15 protein-coding genes and 3 tRNA genes are annotated in these 19,360 nt (G+C 38.1%); all 18 read left to right on the forward strand.

From position 1 onward, the window contains the following. Window positions 1-1,365, forward strand: a complete 1,365-nt coding sequence (dnaA, locus tag NQ536_RS00005; RefSeq protein WP_004852720.1) for a chromosomal replication initiator protein DnaA — start codon at window positions 1-3, stop codon at window positions 1,363-1,365. A 414-nt stretch (window positions 1,366-1,779) separates the two neighbouring features. After that, window positions 1,780-2,886 (forward strand): DNA polymerase III subunit beta, encoded by a 1,107-nt coding sequence (gene dnaN / locus NQ536_RS00010; protein ID WP_004852718.1) that lies wholly within the window; start codon window positions 1,780-1,782, stop codon window positions 2,884-2,886. Between the two features lie 65 nt (window positions 2,887-2,951). Beyond that, a complete protein-coding gene (locus NQ536_RS00015) occupies window positions 2,952-3,161 on the forward strand; it encodes an RNA-binding S4 domain-containing protein (protein WP_004852716.1) in 210 nt (69 codons plus the stop codon). 32 nt (window positions 3,162-3,193) lie between these two features. Further along, window positions 3,194-4,291, forward strand: coding sequence for a DNA replication/repair protein RecF (gene recF / locus NQ536_RS00020; RefSeq protein WP_044998263.1), 1,098 nt, complete (start codon window positions 3,194-3,196; stop codon window positions 4,289-4,291). Window positions 4,292-4,293: 2 nt separating this feature from the next. Further along, window positions 4,294-6,213: a DNA topoisomerase (ATP-hydrolyzing) subunit B gene (gene gyrB / locus NQ536_RS00025; protein WP_004852712.1), complete on the forward strand. Its 1,920-nt coding sequence runs from the start codon at window positions 4,294-4,296 to the stop codon at window positions 6,211-6,213. Window positions 6,214-6,242: 29 nt separating this feature from the next. Continuing rightward, complete coding sequence (gyrA, locus tag NQ536_RS00030) at window positions 6,243-8,840, forward strand: DNA gyrase subunit A (protein WP_004852709.1); 2,598 nt, start codon at window positions 6,243-6,245, stop codon at window positions 8,838-8,840. Window positions 8,841-9,081: 241 nt separating this feature from the next. Then, complete coding sequence (locus NQ536_RS00035) at window positions 9,082-9,375, forward strand: hypothetical protein (protein ID WP_004852708.1); 294 nt, start codon at window positions 9,082-9,084, stop codon at window positions 9,373-9,375. Between the two features lie 54 nt (window positions 9,376-9,429). Next, window positions 9,430-10,272 carry a fumarate hydratase gene (locus NQ536_RS00040; protein ID WP_004852706.1) on the forward strand — a complete coding sequence of 281 codons (843 nt, stop codon included), beginning with the start codon at window positions 9,430-9,432 and terminating at the stop codon, window positions 10,270-10,272. Between the two features lie 45 nt (window positions 10,273-10,317). Next, entirely contained in the window at window positions 10,318-10,923 is a 606-nt protein-coding gene (locus NQ536_RS00045; RefSeq protein ID WP_004852704.1) for a Fe-S-containing hydro-lyase, read from the forward strand. Window positions 10,924-11,173: 250 nt separating this feature from the next. After that, complete coding sequence (locus tag NQ536_RS00050; RefSeq protein ID WP_004852700.1) at window positions 11,174-12,430, forward strand: fibronectin type III domain-containing protein; 1,257 nt, start codon at window positions 11,174-11,176, stop codon at window positions 12,428-12,430. 229 nt (window positions 12,431-12,659) lie between these two features. Continuing rightward, window positions 12,660-12,747: transfer RNA gene (locus tag NQ536_RS00055), tRNA-Ser, on the forward strand. A 33-nt stretch (window positions 12,748-12,780) separates the two neighbouring features. Next, window positions 12,781-12,852, forward strand: a tRNA-Asn gene (locus NQ536_RS00060). A 15-nt stretch (window positions 12,853-12,867) separates the two neighbouring features. Next, window positions 12,868-12,938: transfer RNA gene (locus NQ536_RS00065), tRNA-Cys, on the forward strand. A 180-nt stretch (window positions 12,939-13,118) separates the two neighbouring features. Further along, the gene (locus NQ536_RS00070) at window positions 13,119-14,597 is read left to right on the forward strand and encodes an FHA domain-containing protein (RefSeq protein ID WP_004852697.1); all 1,479 of its coding nucleotides are present in this window, start codon (window positions 13,119-13,121) and stop codon (window positions 14,595-14,597) included. 76 nt (window positions 14,598-14,673) lie between these two features. Further along, complete coding sequence (locus tag NQ536_RS00075; RefSeq protein WP_044998261.1) at window positions 14,674-16,389, forward strand: tetratricopeptide repeat protein; 1,716 nt, start codon at window positions 14,674-14,676, stop codon at window positions 16,387-16,389. Between the two features lie 8 nt (window positions 16,390-16,397). Then, window positions 16,398-16,715 carry a hypothetical protein gene (locus NQ536_RS00080; RefSeq protein ID WP_004852695.1) on the forward strand — a complete coding sequence of 106 codons (318 nt, stop codon included), beginning with the start codon at window positions 16,398-16,400 and terminating at the stop codon, window positions 16,713-16,715. Window positions 16,716-16,764: 49 nt separating this feature from the next. Continuing rightward, a complete protein-coding gene (locus tag NQ536_RS00085) occupies window positions 16,765-18,087 on the forward strand; it encodes a hypothetical protein (RefSeq protein ID WP_252199443.1) in 1,323 nt (440 codons plus the stop codon). A gap of 51 nt (window positions 18,088-18,138) precedes the next feature. Further along, window positions 18,139-19,329: an FtsW/RodA/SpoVE family cell cycle protein gene (locus tag NQ536_RS00090; protein WP_004852689.1), complete on the forward strand. Its 1,191-nt coding sequence runs from the start codon at window positions 18,139-18,141 to the stop codon at window positions 19,327-19,329. Window positions 19,330-19,360: the final 31 nt, after the last annotated feature.

Here is a 19,360-nt window from a genome sequence, read left to right on the forward strand (position 1 = left end):
ATGAAAGACTTAATTTTAGCCAGGTGGAATGATATATTAAATATTCTTGAAAATGAACATGGCATTTCCCATATAATGATTCACACATGGATAGAACCTCTGAATGTCTATTCTGTTGAAGATAACAAGGTATATTTCACTCTGGATGAAAAATATGGTCAGAGAGGTATAGAATTTCTCAAAAAGAAGTTGTTTGATATATATCTTGAGACTGTTCTTAGAGAACTTTTTCAGAATGATTCCATTCAGGTCATATTTACCCTTCAAAGTGTTATGAAAGAAGAAGAAAAGCAGCCTACTTACACTGAAGATTATAACGAGGCAATAAGCAAGAGCAATCTTCGTCCTGATTACACATTTGAGAATTTCATAGTAGGTGAGAGCAATAAGCATGCACATGCTACCTGCCTTGCTGTAGCAGATTCACCAGGACAGGACAAGTTTAATCCTCTTTTTCTCTACGGAGAGTCAGGACTTGGAAAGACTCATCTTATGCAGTCGATAGCTCATTATATACTTCAGCACAATAGTAATATGAAGGTTCTATACGTCTCATCAAATCAGTTTACAAATGAGATCATAGAGGCCATAGCTAAAAAAACAACTGAAGAATTTAGAAACAAATACAGAAAGGTCGATGTACTTCTCATCGATGATATACAGTATCTTATAGGAAAGGATGCAACTCAGAATGAATTTTTTGATACCTTCAACGCTTTACACGATGAGGGTAAACAGATAATTCTTTCATCAGATAAGCCTCCAAAGGAGATAAAGACTCTCGACGTAAGATACAGGTCAAGATTTGAGTGGGGTGTTCCTATTGATATCCATGCCCCTGATTATGAGACACGTATGGCAATCTTGAAAAACAAGGCGGAGATAAAGGGACTTAAAAATATAAGCGAGCCTATATTCGAATATATTGCTAAGAATATAACCTACAATGTACGTGAACTTGAAGGAGCTCTCAATAAACTGAGCATATATTCAGAGCTTGGTCACATCAAGATTACAGAAGACCTTGCAAAAAATATACTCAAGGATCTGATTTCTAAGGATGAGAAAGTCACTATAACTCCAGATCTTATCATCAACACTGTTTCAGAGCACCTTAATATCTCTGTAAATGACATTATCTCTACAAAGAGAAGTCAAGACATTGCAACAGCCCGCCAGATATCGATGTACCTCTGCAGAAAGTATACCGATAAGGGACTCAAGAGCATTGGTGATTCTTTTGGAGGAAAGGATCACTCAACTGTTCACAGCAATATCCAGAAGGTTGAGGAAAAGATAGATAAAGATCCTGAATTTGCTGAGATGGTCGATGTAATAATCAAGAAGCTTAACCCACAGAAATAATATGTTATTAACCTCCAAACATAAGTTATCCACATTTTTGATCATATTTACCTATTGTATGTGGACAACTTATCTTGTATAAGATGTTAATATCTTTTTATTTTAAGTTTATTACCTGTTGTTATTTATCGTACATCCATATATACATCATATTTTCAGAAATTTCCTGTGTTGATATTTATATGGTTTATGAACAGGTTCAAGAAACTTATTAACATGGACACATAATTGTCAATGCATTGAATTTACAGGGTTTTTCATAGTTTCAACACTATCAAAGCTACTACTACTGCTACTGCTAATAATTTTAATATATATATACATGGCGCTGCCTGTTGATTTTATTTGTCAACATATAAGCACCACATACTTATACAAATAAGTTTTCGAACATGAAAGGAGTTTACACTTACAATGAAGATTTCTATAAGAAAAGCTAATTTACTTCAGGGTATCACTACAGTATCAAAAGCTGTATCAAACAAAACTACCCATCCTATATTGTCATGTATTCTAGTTGAGGCTTCAGGTGGAATCATTAAACTTACAGCAAATGATATGGAGATAGGTATTGAGAGTTACGTTGACGGTACAGTTATAGAGGATGGAAAGGTTGCTCTTGAAGCTAAACTCTTTTCAGACTTCATAAGAAAACTTCCTGACAGCGAGATTTCTATTGAGAGTGATAAAGAAAATAAAACTCTCATAAAGTGCGAGAGACTTGAGTTTAATTTACCTGGTAAATCAGGAAATGATTTTTCAAATCTTCCTGTTGTATCAAAGGACAAATATATTACGATATCACAGTTTGCTCTAAGAGATGTCATAAATCAGACTATCTTTTCAATATCGGACAACGAGAATAACAAGCTTATGACAGGTGAGTTATTTGAGGTATCAAATAACAGACTCAGTGTAGTATCTCTTGATGGACACAGAATTTCCATTCGCTATATAGATCTCAAGGGTGACAACTCAGATATAAAGGTTGTTGTACCTGGAAAATCACTCAGTGATATAAGTAAGATCATGAATGGAGGAGTTGATGATCCTGTAAATATTTACTTCAATGAGAACAATATTTTATTTGAGTTTGACAACACAAAGGTGGTATCAAGACTGATAGAAGGTGAGTACTTCAGAATAAGTCATATGCTCTCAGTTGATTATCAGATAAAGATGAAGATAAATAAGAGAGAGTTTCTTGACAGTTTGGACAGGGCAACACTTCTTATAAAGGAATCAGACAAAAAGCCTATAAGACTCAGCATAGGGGACAGAAATCTTGGACTTAAGATCAGTTCTCTGATAGGATCTCTGAATGATGAGATTGATATAGAAAAAGAGGGAAACAACCTTGTTATTGGATTTAATCCAAAACTCATCATAGATGCACTCAGGGTAATTGATGATGAGAATGTAACTATCTACTTTAACAATACAAAATCTCCATGTGTGATCAAGGACGATGCAGGTTCTTATATCTACCTTATTCTTCCTATGGGTATCAATGAAGAATAATAAGAATTTATTGATAGGATGAAAGAATTTTTATTTTATTTTGATCATAGAAGGGACAGAAAAATATGGAGATAATCAAGTTAAGAGATGATTTTATAAAACTAGGTCAGGCGCTCAAGGCAGCAGGACTTGTTGAATCCGGAGTCGAAGCTAAGGAATTTATCGTTCAGGGACTGGTTGTTGTAAATGGAGAAGTTGAGACAAGACGTGGAAGAAAGCTTTACGATGGAGACGAAGTAGAATTTGATGGTGATAAGATAAGTATACAGAAGTAATTGTCTATATCATCTGACAGATGGTGAAAGATATGTATATAGAATCTATAGAACTAAACAATTACAGAAATTACAGAAAATTAAAGGTAGAATTTGGAAAAAATACAAATATACTCTACGGCAATAACGCCCAGGGCAAGACAAATATACTTGAATCTATATACATGGCAGCCACAACAAAATCGCACAGGGGTACAAAGGATAGAGATATCATAAGGATTGGCGAGGATGAAAGTCACATCAGATTGTTCTTAAGAAAAAGAGATGTATCACACAAGATAGATATGCATCTTAGAAAGAGTAAGAATAAAGGTGTGGCAATCGATGGAATAGCCATAAGAAGAGCCACAGAATTGTATGGTCTTCTGAATGTAATATTTTTCTCACCGGAGGATCTGTCAATCATAAAAAATGGACCTGCTGAGAGAAGAAGGTTCATGGATCTTGAACTGTGTCAGATAAGCAGGCTGTATTATCAGAATCTGGCATCATACAATAAGATACTTAATCAGCGCAATAATCTATTAAAGCAGATATATTATAACAAAAGTCTCATAGATACACTGGATGTATGGAATATACAGCTGGTGGATTATGGATCCAAAATCATAAAAGAGAGAAAAAATTTTATAGATATGATGAATGACATCATCTGTGATATCCACAGTAGACTTACAGGTGGTAGAGAAAAGTTAGAGATAGTGTATGAATACAACGTGAATGAGAATAACTTTGAAGATGTTCTCAGAGAAAAGCTTGAAACAGATTTGAAATATTCCAGTACACAGGCAGGACCACACAGGGATGATATAAGTTTTCTCATAAATGGCATAGATGCGAGAAAGTATGGTTCTCAGGGACAGCAGAGAACAGTTGCACTTTCATTGAAGATGGCAGAGATAAAGCTTGTAAAAAAGATAATCAGTGATAATCCCATACTTCTTCTGGATGATGTCATGAGTGAACTCGACACTGATAGAAGAAATGCTCTCATAGATGAGATAAAGGACATTCAGACAATCATAACCTGTACTGGTTATGATGAATTTATAAAAGAGCAGGTAATAATAAACAATGTTTATAGTGTGGTGAATGGAACAGCCACCAGAGTAAGAACGGAGGAATCGTAACAATGGAAAATGATAATTATGGAGCAGAACAGATACAGGTTTTGGAGGGACTGGAAGCAGTCAGAAAAAGACCTGGTATGTACATAGGAAGTACATCCTCCACTGGACTTCACCATCTTGTGTATGAGATAGTTGACAATTCTGTAGATGAGGCTCTGGCTGGATATTGTACCCACATTCAGGTATATATAAACGAGGATAACTCCATAACAGTTGTCGATGATGGACGTGGAATTCCGGTTGGAATACACAAAAAACAGGGAATTCCTGCTGTAGAGGTTGTATTTACCATACTTCATGCCGGCGGTAAGTTCGGCGGTGGAGGATACAAAGTATCCGGAGGACTTCACGGTGTCGGTGCATCAGTAGTAAATGCGCTCTCAACATGGCTTGAGGTAGAGATAACAAGGAATGGAAAGATATATAAACAGAGGTATGAAAAGGGAAAGGTAATGTATAAGCTTCAGGTTATCGGTGATGCACCTGAAGGGGTATCAGGAACCAAGGTTACATTTTTACCTGATCATACTATATTTGAGGATAATGTATATGATTACGATATTCTAAGAAACAGACTTCGTGAGATGGCATTTCTTACAAAGGGACTTAAGATATCACTCACGGATAAGAGAATTACACCTGAAAAGGTAAGATCATTCCACTATGAGGGTGGTATCAAGGAATTTGTCTCATATCTGAACAGACATAGAGATCCTCTGTACAACGAGGTTATATATTGTGAGGGTATGAGAGATGGAATCAGTGTAGAGGTTGCACTTCAGCACAATGATTCATACAATGAATCAACATACAGTTTCGTAAATAATATAAATACACCTGAGGGAGGAACACATCTGACAGGATTTAAGTCAGCTATAACAAAGGTGTTCAATGACTATGCCAGAAAGAATAATATCATAAAAGAAAAGGATGACAATCTGTCTGGAGATGATCTCAGAGAGGGACTTGCAGCTATAGTTTCAATAAAGATAAGTGATCCACAGTTTGAGGGTCAGACGAAGCAGAAACTCGGAAATTCTGAGGCAAGACCAGCTGTAGAGAGTGTTGTTACAGAACAGCTCACATATTATCTTGAACAGAATCCTCAGATTGCTAAGATAATTGTGAATAAAGCGGCTGTTGCCCAGAGAGCAAGAATTGCAGCGAGAAAGGCTAGGGATGTTGCGAGAAAGGCAAATCTCTCAGATAACATGGCACTTCCTGGAAAACTTGCCGATTGTTCAGATAAGGATCCTAAGAATTGTGAGATATACATAGTAGAGGGAGATTCTGCCGGTGGTTCAGCCAAGACTGCGAGATCAAGATCAACCCAGGCAATACTTCCACTTCGTGGTAAGATACTGAATGTTGAGAAGGCACGAATTGACAGAATACTTGGAAATGAAGAGATAAAGGCTATGATCACTGCATTTGGAACAGGTATTCACGAGAACTTCAACATAGAAAAGCTTAGATATAACAAGATAATAATTATGACTGATGCCGATGTGGATGGGGCTCATATAGCAACTCTTCTTCTCACGTTTTTCTATAGATTTATGCCTGATCTTATCAGAAAAGGACATGTATATCTGGCACAGCCACCTCTCTACAAGTTAGAGAAAAACAAGAAGGTATGGTATGCATACAGTGATGATGAGCTCAACAGTATCCTTGATGAAGTTGGAAGAGATCAGAATAATAAGATCCAGCGATACAAGGGACTTGGAGAGATGGATGCGGAACAGCTTTGGGAGACGACTATGGATCCTGAGAGAAGAATACTCCTGAGAGTTGCCATCGATGATGACGATGAGTCAGAAATAGACATGACATTCAATGTCCTCATGGGAGATAAAGTTGAGCCACGTCGTGAGTTTATAGAGACAAATGCCAAGTATGTAAAGAATCTCGATGTATAAAAATATCGAGAGAAAGGAAAATCTAAAAAATGGATGACGATAAGATTTTTGATAAAATAGATGAAGTTGGTCTGAAGAAGACTATGGAGCGCTCATACATAGATTATGCCATGAGCGTTATAGCAGCCAGAGCACTTCCGGATGTAAGAGATGGTCTAAAGCCAGTTCAGAGAAGAATACTTCATTCTATGATTGAACTTAACAATGGTCCTGATAAGCCACATCGTAAGTGTGCCCGTATCGTTGGTGATACAATGGGTAAATATCATCCACATGGTGATAGCTCAATATACGAGGCACTTGTAAAGCTGGCACAGGAATGGAATACAAGATACCCTCTTGTTGATGGACATGGAAACTTTGGATCAGTTGATGGTGACCATGCGGCTGCTATGCGATACACAGAGGCAAGACTCTCCAAGATATCTATGGAGATGATGGCTGATATAAACAAAGATACAGTTGATTTTATTCCAAACTTTGATGGAACTGAGAAAGAGCCAGTGGTACTTCCATCACGTTATCCTAACCTATTGGTAAACGGTACATCTGGTATAGCAGTAGGTATGGCTACCAATATTCCACCACATAATTTGAAGGAAACTATCTATGCAGCCATTAAAATTATAGATAACAGGGTTAACGAAGACCGTGAGACTGACATAGATGAATTGATGGATATAGTGAAGGGACCTGACTTTCCTACGGGAGCACAGATACTTGGAAGACAGGGAATAAATGATGCTTACAGAACCGGAAGAGGTAAGATAAAGGTACGTGCTATCACAGAAATCGAAACAATGACTAACGGAAAGCACCGCATTATTGTAACCGAACTTCCATATATGGTAAACAAGTCACTTCTCATCAAGAATATGGTAGATCTTGTAAAGAACAAGAGAATTGATGGAATCACAGATATAAGAGATGAGTCGTCAAGAGAGGGAATGAGAGTTGTCATTGAACTCAGAAAGGATGTAAATGCTAACGTAATTCTCAACCAGCTCTTTAAGCACACTCAGCTTCAGGATACATTTGGATGTATCATGCTTGCACTTGTGGATGGAGTTCCTAAGATACTCAATCTCAAGGATATGCTCACGTACTACCTGAAGCATCAGGAGGATGTAGTTACAAGAAGAACAAGATACGATCTCAATAAGGCTGAGGAGAGAGCTCATATATTACAGGGTTATCTCATAGCTCTGGACAACATAGACGAGGTTATCACGATCATCAGAAACTCCAAGAATGTTGGAGAAGCAAAGGCAAAGCTCATCGAAAGATTTGGACTTTCTGAGGCTCAGGCTGGAGCCATAGTTGATATGAGACTTCGTGCTCTTACAGGTCTGGAAAGAGAGAAAATCGAGAATGAGTATAATGAACTTAAAGCTAAGATAGCAGAGTACAAGGAGATACTTGCAGATGAGAATAAGCTTCTCGGAGTAATCAAGACAGAGCTTACTGCGATAGCAGACAAGTATGGTGATGAGAGAAGAACATCCATCACAGCTTACTCGGATGATATAACAGATGAAGAACTTATCAAGAGAGAAGAGATTGTTATTTCCATGACAAAGCTTGGATATATCAAGAGAATGCCAAAGGATACATTCAAGGTACAGAACAGAGGTGGCAAGGGCATAAAGGGAATGAATATTATTGATAACGATATCATTGATGAGATATTCCTGACAAATACCCACAACTTCATAATGTTCTTCACTAACATGGGAAGAGTGTATAGGATGAAGGGATATGAGATACCCGAATCAGGACGTAATGCGAGAGGAGTTGCCATAGTCAACCTTCTTCAGCTTCTTCCAAATGAGAAGGTAACTGCTATCATTCCTATAACAGGCTTTGACAAGAAGTATCTCATGATGGCTACGAAGAATGGTATAGTCAAGAAAACAAAAATAGAGGCATTTGAAAATATCAGAAAGACAGGTCTTGCAGCTATAACATTGAATGATGGGGATGAACTCATAGAAGTAAAGGCAACCAGCGGAGAAAATGATATCTTTCTTGTCACGACGAAGGGAATGTGTATCAGATTCAATGAGGATTGTGTGAGAGATACAGGACGTACATCTATGGGTGTTCGCGGAATCAGATGTGATAAGAATGATGAAGTTATCGCCATGCAGCTTGATGTTCAGGGAGACGAGATTCTCTTTGTAACAGCAAATGGAATGGGTAAGAGAACTGAACTGTCAGAATTTGCTCCTCAGATGAGAGGCGGTAAGGGAGTCAAGTGTTATAGGATAACAGAAAAGACAGGTGATATAGTAAGCGCAAAGGCAGTTACAAACGATCATGATATCATGATGATGACCAATGAGGGAATCATGATAAGAATGCATTGCTCTGATATAACAGTCATTGGAAGAATCACATCGGGAGTCAAGCTTATGAATGTTGGCAGTGGTGCATTTGTTGCATCTGTAGCCAAGCTTGCAAGAACCGAAGAAGAGGAAAATGTCGATGAAGATGGTGAAGAATCTGAGAACAGCGATACAGCAGATGTAGATATTCAGAATGAAGATGCAGTTGAAACAAATGCAGATCCAGCAAATGATGAGCCTGAAAATGTTGAAGATACAGATTCAGAAGATACAGAATAGTAATATTCAAAAATAAAATTAGAATAAAAAATAAAGGGTGTATTGTCAAAAAAATGGCAATACACCCTTTTGCTGATTGTGTGCATATATAGGTTATGATATACTTATTTCATATGGGAGAAGGTATAAATTTAATATAATAATAAATTGAGATAGGAAAGGTAAAAATCAATATAAAATCAGATAGAATAAAGAGGATTAATTGATTCAGATGGGATTTAGATAAGATCGGGGGTAAAAAATGAAAGAAATAATATCATGTGTTTTGTCCGAAAACAACAGGATAATGGAGTCGGTGAACAGAGCGGCTTCTTCTGTCACAGAGGTGACAACGGAAGGACAACTTGATCAGATATTTAACAGTACAAGAAAAGCATCAGAGTGGTCATATAGCATAATGAATATCATTTACATATTGGTGGCAATGGTTATAGTTGTGGCTATATTTACAGTGACTTTGCATGTGTATAAGTTCTTTATTAACAGAAAAGATCCAAACTACAAAAAAAACGATGATACATTTCTGGATGATTAAGATTTCAGACAGAGGTATATAAGAAGTATATCAATATAAAATGGCGGTGAAGAAATGAGAGTTATAGAAGCAGAAGAAATTACTAAAAATGTCAGAGAGATGTGTATAGAGGCAAACGTACATTTGTCTGAAGACATGGAAAAGGCAGTCAGAGATTCGGTTGATACAGAGGATAGTCCACTCGGCAAGCAGATACTTAGGCAGTTGTGTGAGAATCTTGATGTAGCGGGAGAAAATGATATTCCTATCTGTCAGGATACCGGAATGGCTGTTTTTTTTGTGAATATAGGACAGGATGTTCATATTGAGGGAATGAACATAACAGATGCTATCAACGAAGGCGTGCGACAGGGATATACAGATGGTTATCTGAGAAAATCAGTGGTTAAAGATCCTCTTATCAGGGAAAATACGAAGGATAATACCCCGGCAATAATTCACTATGATATTGTACCTGGAGAGAATATAGAGATAACGATAGCTCCAAAGGGATTTGGAAGCGAGAATATGAGCAAAGTATACATGCTCAAACCGGCAGATGGTGAAGAGGGAGTAAAGGCAGCCGTCATCCAGGCTGTAAAGGATGCGGGACCAAATGCGTGTCCTCCTGTATTTGTAGGAGTCGGACTTGGCGGTGATTTTGAGCTTGCCACAAAGATGGCAAAAAAGGCACTTACAAGAAAGGTTGGAGTACATTCGGATAAGGAGCATATTGCAAGGATAGAGAGTGAACTGCTTGAGGCTATAAACAACACAGGTATAGGACCTGGAGGATTGGGCGGAAAGACCACGGCCCTTGCTGTAAATATAGAGACATACGCGACACATATAGCAGGAATGCCTCTTGCAGTAAATATGTGCTGTCACGTAAACAGGCATGTGACAAGAGTTTTGTAAAAGTGTCAGATAAATATCTATAGTTGAAGCGGGAAAGGAATTATTATGGACAAACATATAAAAGCACCATTTGACAGGGATGAAGTAAAAAAACTCAAAGCAGGAGATTATGTATATATAGATGGAATAGTGTACAGTGCTAGAGATGCGGCGCACAAGAGAATGTATGACTCTATCATGGAATCGGGATGTTATGATGCAAGCGGAACGGAGCTGTATGAAAAGGGGATAGTTCCAATTGATCTGAATGGCAATGTTATATATTATCTAGGACCGACACCGGCAAAACCGGGACAGATTATAGGATCAGCCGGGCCTACTACCAGCAGCCGTATGGACAAATACACACCGCTTATACTCAGCAAAGGATTGTGTGGAATGATCGGGAAAGGTAAGAGAAGTCCGGAAGTTATAAATGCAATAGTTGACAATAAAGCAGTATATCTGGCTGCTGTCGGAGGAGCGGGAGCACTTCTCTCAAAGTGTATAAAGGAATCTGAGGTCATAGCATATGATGATCTGGGAACAGAGGCTATAAGAAAGATGAGGGTGGAGAATTTCCCTGCTATAGTCGTCATAGATTCGGAGGGACACAACCTTTATGAAACGGCTGTCACGGACTATCTTGCTGAAAAAGAGGCAAAACAATAACACATCAAAATTAAAAGCTAATTAAAAATATTTTATTGTAAAAATAAATATATATAGATAATAAAATTAGTGAAAATAAACAAAATAATTGGTGAAAATAACAAATACTATCTGGTTGACGAAAATATATAAAACCTGTAAACTTAAAAATGAGGGAGATAAGGTTCAAAATGAGAAGAAATACTTTTTATTAGAAACCTGTAGAAGGTATTAAAAAGGAGCTTTTAAGGAAAGGAAAAGGAGAGATTTAATGAGAAGAGAAAGAACATTCAAGAAATCACTGTTATTCCTTGCAATAATGTCTATCATGATATTTGCAATGTCAATAACAGCATCAGCAGCTGCTACCAATATCAAGCAGACTGAGGGAACAGAGAGATATGTAGAGCTTTCATGGGATAGCAGCAACGGAAGAGCAGATCGTTATAAGGTGTACTACTCAACAAGTGAGAATGGAAAGTATACAGCAGTGACAGACTATACTTCATCATCAACATCAAAGATGATAAGAGACCTCAATGCCGGATCAACATACTATATAAAGGTTGCATCTTATTCAAGCTATAACTCATCAACAGCTTACAGTGTAAGTGCACCTGTTCAGGTAGTTACAGCACCTATAAGTGTAAATAGCGATTCAATCCTTCAGACAGCAGGAACACCTTCATCATTTACAGTAGGATGGTCAAAGGTAGTTGGAGCAACAGGATACATAGTAACAAAGGACAATGGAAGCAGCAAGGCATCAAAGAAAGTCAGTACTAACAAGGCTGCAATCAAAGCAACAGCCGGCAACAGATATAATGTTAACGTAGTTGCATACAGAAAGGCTCCTAAGACAGGATTTGTTGCAAAGTCATATTCATCAACAGGTTATGGAATGAAGTCTTCACCATCAACTCCTATGTACTTTGCAGATGCTACAAAGGGTGGATTATCATGGACACCTACAAGCTCATCAAAGGCTTACCCAACACTTTATTGGACAGTAAATCCTAACGACAAGACATCTCCTGACGGATATCAGATCGAGATCTACACAGTAGATGGAAAGAAGAAGATAACAACAGCTAAGACATCAAGAAAGAATATCTCAATAGCATCAGCATCAAGCAACAAGTTGATAAAGAACAAGGGATTCAAGGCGAGAATCAGAGCGTACATAAAGAATGACAAGGCAACTTGTGTCAGCAAGTGGTCAGCAATGAGAACAGTTATTCCACAGGCTTCAATCAAGATAACAGCTTCAAGCCATACTTCAGCTATGGTTAAATGGCCAAAGGTTGCAAATGCAACAAAGTACATAATATATGTAAGCAGGGATTCAGGATACTCAGACAGTGGTCACTGGGCAAAGAAGGAGTTAAGTGCTTCTACAACTTCATACAATATAAAAGGACTTACAAAGTGGAAGGATTTTGGAGTATATGTTATACCTGTAGTCAAGGTAAAAGGAAAAGCATATAAGGCATATAAGACATGGTATACATACACATATGTGTACTAAAATCTTAGATATATACATATAATAGATCCATAGGATCTGGTATGTGTATAAAAGATATGTTAACAAAAGAGATCAGGTGGAAACATGGTTGATGCCTGATCTCTTAGTTTATAGAGTTTATTCTAAAATTAGAGAAAAAAGTTATTGACAATGAACTCATATTTTGTTATTATTAACAAGCGTCAAAAATTTAATACTCTTTGGTAGGAGATTTTTATTTAGGCATTTTGCAGAAGTACTCAAGTGGCTGAAGAGGCGCCCCTGCTAAGGGTGTAGGCCGTTTGCGCGGCGCGAGGGTTCAAATCCCTCCTTCTGCGTTTTCTTTTTAAAGGAGATGCTTGTGACGTTATTCCTCGATAGCTCAATGGTAGAGCACTCGGCTGTTAACCGAGGGGTTGTAGGTTCGAGCCCTACTCGGGGAGCTTATAATTTAATATGGTGCGATAGCCAAGTGGTAAGGCCCCGGTCTGCAACACCGTCATCGCCGGTTCAAATCCGGCTCGCACCTCTTCTAAGAAACCTTGTTATCTAAGTTGATAACAAGGTTTTTGTGTTATAAATCTGTCAATTTGCACTGATAAGTGGCCTGTAGTTATACAACATGAACATACAAAATCTTGAATATGTATTTTCGTTTTGGTATACTGTAGAAGTATTAGTGGATATTTTTATGTGCGGGAGGTAGGATATGACTCAGGCGTTGAGGGAATATAAGAAAATAGAATATAAATTGGATCAGGTTACACCTATTAACAAGTATGAGCTCAATGCTTATAATGTACCATTTGCAGGTAATACAAGTATGTGCAGAGAGATATTTGTTAAGGGGGAGCGAAAGCTGGAGTTTTCAATAGATGGAGACATGAGTTTTCTTCAGATCATGCAGAAACCGGTATTTAGTGATGAACTGATAGAGTACATATTCAGTATAAGTAAGCAGCTTGTTTCAATAATACAGAATGGACTTGCATTTGATAAGATAGTATGGGACTGCAATTATATGTTTGTAAGACTGCGCGATTTCAGTGTACAGCTTTTGTACCTTCCACTGGATACAAGATTTGAGACAAGAAACATAGGTGATTTCATAAAGGAAATGTTGTCAGGGTTTGTTTTTGCACATACACCAGCTATAGAGTGTGCTAATCAGATAGTGGATTACTTCAACGATCACAGAGAATTTGATGCTTTTCATTTCAATGAGTTTGTGTCAGAACTCAGGTCAGCCAGCCAGCTCCTAATAATTCAGGGAGAGAAGTGCAGAAGTGAGATACTTTCCGATGTGAATGACAGCAACAGCAAAGAGAAAGCCATACAGAAGGCGGAAGAGGCTGCAAAAAGGGCTGAGGAAGCCAGGATAAATGCCGAGAACGAGGCAAAGAGACAGATCCAGGAGGCAAAATATCAGGCCGAGCTTGCAAGACAGGCCGAGGAGAACAGAATGAAGGCTGAAGCCGCCAGGGTAGAGGCTGAGATATGGAGACAGAAGGTTGCCGCCGAGGCAAGAGACTATGAGAGAACGGCTATTCTCGTCACACAGGACAACCCGGATGAGAATTCAGATAGTTATGATGATATGGAGAAGGTGCGTGTTGAGCAGATGCTTAAGACAGTCATGGAAGAGAGGCAGAGAGCGGAGAAGGCTTCATCACAGTATGCTGATGAGATAAGACGTGCCAGAGAACAGGAGATGCAGGCAGAAGAGGCCAGAATGCAGGCTGAGTTTGCTGCAAGAAAGAATGAGGAAGAGGCGAAACGCCAGGCTGATCTTGCGAGACGTCAGGCTGAAGAGGCCAAAAGACTCAGTGAGCAGGTGGATGAAGAACCGCCAACTACTCTGTTTAGCAACAGAACTCTTGTGAGCGAAAATATACCAACTTTGATGAGAGTTAGCACAGGAGAGACAGTTCAGGTAACTAAACAGGTATTTTGTATAGGAAAAGCTGATCAGGGAGTTGACTATAAAGTCATAGGAAATAAATCAATAAGCAGGAGACATGCTTATATAACAAGCATCAACGGAATAAATTATCTGAGGGATAACAATTCCACAAACCATACTTTTCTCAATGGAACACAGGTATACAGTAATGTGGATGTGCCTATACCTGATAACAGTGTGATAAGACTTTCAAATGAGGAGTTTATTTTCAAGACCAACTCATAATTTGTATGAGTCATATTTGGTATATAAGATATGTTAAAAACATGTGATCAGAACATGTAAAGATGGAGGAGATATTATGTATTGTGATAATTGTGGATGTGAATTGGGGGAGAATAGTAGAAAATGTCCAGTATGTGGAAAAGAGTTTCCTATGATAAATCCAGTTCAGGAAGACGAAGAAGGAACCACTGTCCTCACATCATCCCAGATGGGACATGCTGATGTACAAGAAAATACAGGTGCACAGAACCAGAATGGCGGAAATAAACCGGAAAATCAGAATCATGCAAATGGTCAGACTCTTGGAGTTCAGAAACAAACGAATGGTCAGATTCCTGGAGTTCAGAAACAGACGAATGGTCAGATTCCGGATAACCAGGACATCATGATAAGAAAAAAAGGCGAGAAAAAAGGAATGAGTAAGGGTGCGAAGGCAGCTCTGATAATAATTCCTATATTAGTTGTCGCAGCAATTGCGGTTCTTGCAGTCATATATGTTCCAAAGTTCAGAAAATACAACGAAGCTGAAGATCTGATGACACAGGGAAAGGTCGAGGAGGCAGTTACTATTTACAAGGATCTTGGAGACTTTAAGGATTCGTATATCAAGGGTAACGGAGCAGCTTATTACAGATATGCCGCAGAGCTTGAAAAGGATGGAAGAAATCTTGAGGCTGCCGAGTATTATAAGAAATCTGCAAACAGCATGAAGGCTGCAGAGGATTACGGCAGATCAGACGATAAGAATTCAGATGAAATAGACAGTTCGGACGCATTTGATAAGGCGGATCAGTGTTATTACAACGCCGGAATGGATCAGATGAATGCAGCATCGTATGATTCTGCTATAGAGGCGTTCAAGAACGCGGGAACATACAAGGACTCATCAGATAAGGTCATAGAGTGCACATACAAGAAGGCACAGGCTTTGATAGGTTCTAAGGACTATGACGGTGCCATAGAGATACTTTCAACTATAGAAGATTACAGCGATGTCAAGAATCTTCTTGCCCAGTGTTACTATAACAAGGGATCCGAGCTCTTAAAGGCAGGAAAGTATGACGAGGCATATGATATGTATACAAAGTCAGAGTATGACGACTATAAGAAAAAGGCAAGTGAGTGTATATATCAGAAAGCGGGCGAGTACTACAAAGAAAAGGATTACAAGAATGCACTCAAAAGCTATGAAAAGGTAGATTCAAGTTATAAGAAGTGTATTAAAGAGAAAGACAAATGTTATATAGGTCTGGCAAGTCAGGAGTATAAAAACAAGAATTATAAGAGTTCAGTCGAGTATTATGAAAAGGTTCAGAAAACCGATGTGTCAGAAAAAATAGTCAAGGCAAAGCTTGCATATATAAGTGCAAATAAAAACGCTTCAAATGAGACGACAATGACATATATAGGACAACTCAGATATGCAGGCAATGAAAAGGCTCAGAAGGTATTTTTGGAGCTTGTGAAGTGGAATATAGAGTCATTTGTAAACAGTAGCGAAAAGGATATGGAGAAGAAGTCTAACACTATAACAGCAAAGGCTGGATCTGATATATATATACACACTTCATTTAGTTTTTCAGGTGATGATTCAATGAAAATAAGTGGATATGTAGTATATTCAGATGGAAATAAATCTGACAGTATAAGTTTTTCAGATAATGTTGTAGATGGATGGTCTTCATGGGTCAAGATAAATGGAGATGGAATACCAAAGGGTGTAACATATCTTTATCTTGTAAATGATAATACAGATAAAATAATTGAGGTTTATCCTTTTACTGTAAAGTAGGTGAAAAAATGATAAAGAGACCTGAACTTCTTGCACTGGAATTTTACAAATCAAGGCCTTTCAAGGGCAGTGATAAGGGAATACGGTACATGATACAGAAGGATACAGTTCCGGTTGAAAGAGATAGTGAGAATCAGGATGAAGATGGCGAAACAGAAACAAAAACAGTCCTGACAGCATTTATATGGCCGGAGCCGTTCTGCTTTGAGGTTACCTCAGATGAGAAAAAAGGATCAAAGCAATTTGATTTTTCTGAAGAGGGTTTGTGTGAAGCGATAGACTGGCTGAATGAGAATCATGATGCGTATGTGTACAAAAAACAGTAAAAAAATTATAAAAAAATTAATAAGGGTGGTAGCGGCTGTCATCGTACTGATGGCAGCTGTTGTTGCTATTATCCTCTTTCATTTTATTAGAAAACCACAGGTGAAGCTTGTGGAGTCCATGACGAAGACTGTAAGCTCGTCTCAGAAATCCGATCTTAACAGCAGATATGGCACCTATGATATATGTCAGCGTATGATAAAGGGAAATACAAATTTTTCATTTGAGGATACAAGTGATGAAACCGATGGAAAAACTGTTCAGATAGAGCTTCTCAGATCTGCGGCAGATCAGAAATTTTTTGCACAGACATCCATAGATGACAAGAGCTTTAAATTGTTTGTAAACAAGAAAACCTCTCTTATATATATAGATGACATGGCGGTAAGAATAAAATACGCGGATAATCTGATAACCAATATGAGCAACTCCCCCATAACAACAGTTCTTGGCCTTGACAATGAGACAGTGTATACATTTGGAAGTGCTTATGAGAATTGCATGAGACTGGCTGCAAATAATTATAAAGAGGATAATAATATAAAGACAGATGTCATAGAAAAAACATTAAAATACTTTCTGGATATGCAGGGAGACTATGAAGGCAGCCGTGATATCACGGTTGGGGACAAGTCCCAGAAATGTAAAGTTTATTCAGTGGTGTTTGATGTTCAAGATTTTTATAAATATCTTGATGATTGTTTTGGAACTCATGAACTTGATCTGCAGGAGGTTTATGATTCACTCAGCAAATATATGCCTGACTTAGAAACCATTGACAACGCTGCTGTTATGGTACATGATATAAAACAATTTGTGGATGATATATTGGATGGAGACAACATAACATTTTATTTTGCAATAAATAGATCTGGCGAACTGGTCACATTGTATGCAGATGATATATCGGACAGAAAAGTCAGCGTGAACCTCAGTTTTAGTGGAACTGACTACATAGCTCAGTCGTATGAACTGTCGGTAAATATTCCTGGACAGGATGGGAGATCATTTGTTTTTTCAAAGAAAGATGTCACGGATGGGGATGAAATAGGAGTATCATATAGGGCGAAGATAGACTCCGCGAGTGTTTCCGGTAATATAGAAGGTGGTCTTGATGTTTTGTTTTTGGACGACAATGCAGAGATCAACTTAAAGATCGGAAATGCAGGGATAAAGAAATCCGCATTGATATCCGGCAACAAAAAAGGAAGCAGTCTGGATTTTAAATGGAATGAAAATGGAGAGGGAAGTCTTCACATAGGCTGTGATCCGGATTCCATAGACAAGCCAGAGTACAGTGACAGTATAGATTTATTTGACACAGATATAATCAGCGCGTATAAATTTATGAAGAAGATAATGAATAACGGCTGATATAATAAATGAAAATTATACATACAGACCTGAATTATATGGAGATATGATATGAGTGATACAACTGCAGTAAACAACACAGAAAAGGGTAAATACACTTCAGGTGTAGTGTACAAGATCATAATAGCTATGACATTTCTGATAGCATTTGGACTTATTATGGTGGCAAGTACATCAAAAGTTCAGGAAGTGTCGGAGAATTTCAGAGAGCATGTTATATATATAGGTATAGGTATAGCTTTGGTATTTTTTTGTGTATATGTACCATATGGATGGTATAAAAAGCTTGCCTGGGTGGCATATGGAATATCCGTAATCCTTACAGCGTGTCTTATGAACAAATCGTGGGGAATTGAGGTAAACGGTGCTACAAGATGGCTTAAATTTCCAGGATTGCCACAGTTTCAGGTGGCTGATGTTGTAAAGACATGTATGATCATATTTATAGCGGCATATATAAGCAGTAAATGGCGTGAGATGGACAAATTCAAAACCATAATTATATTGTGGCTGGTAGTTGGCGCCGAGGCAGTGTTCCTTTATAAGGTATCGAATAACCTGAGTTCAGCCCTGGTTGTTTTGGGTATATGTTATCTCTGTACTTTTATAACAAGTAAGAACTGGAAGCTTCATCTTGTAGTTCTGATTTTATTCCTGCTCGTTGCTGCAGGACTTATAGGTTATGTTGTAACACATCTGCCAACACAGGATGAATTAAAAAATGATGATAACAACTTCCGTTTTGGAAGAATTATTGGATGGCTTTACACAGACAGGTATGAGCTGGACGAGGGTTATCAGGTTAAACAGTCGCTCTATGCAATAGGAAGTGGATCACTTCTCGGCAAAGGCCTTGGAAGTGGTACCCAGAAGCTGGAGAAAATACCAGAGGCTCAGAACGATATGATATTTGCCATCGTATGTGAGGAACTTGGATTGGTTGGAGCAATACTTCTCTTCCTTATGTATGGATATCTCATATATCAGTTATACGTGATAGTAAAAGAGTCAACAAATGTATTTGGAAGTGTTCTTGTAATAGGAACGATGGTACATTTTATATGTCAGATAATCATTAATGTATGCGTAGCCACAAATCTTTTTCCAAACACTGGTGTTTCACTGCCATTTATAAGTTCGGGAGGTTCGGCACTGATAACTACTATGATAGAATGTGGAATCTGCATAGGTGTGCGAAGTCAGCAGACAAAGAGAATGTATCAGAAACATCTGGCAGAATAAGAGGATAACAATTGCTACGAGGAGGAAATGT

The sequence above is a fragment of the Coprococcus eutactus genome (genome assembly GCF_025149915.1).
Taxonomy (GTDB): domain Bacteria; phylum Bacillota; class Clostridia; order Lachnospirales; family Lachnospiraceae; genus Coprococcus; species Coprococcus eutactus.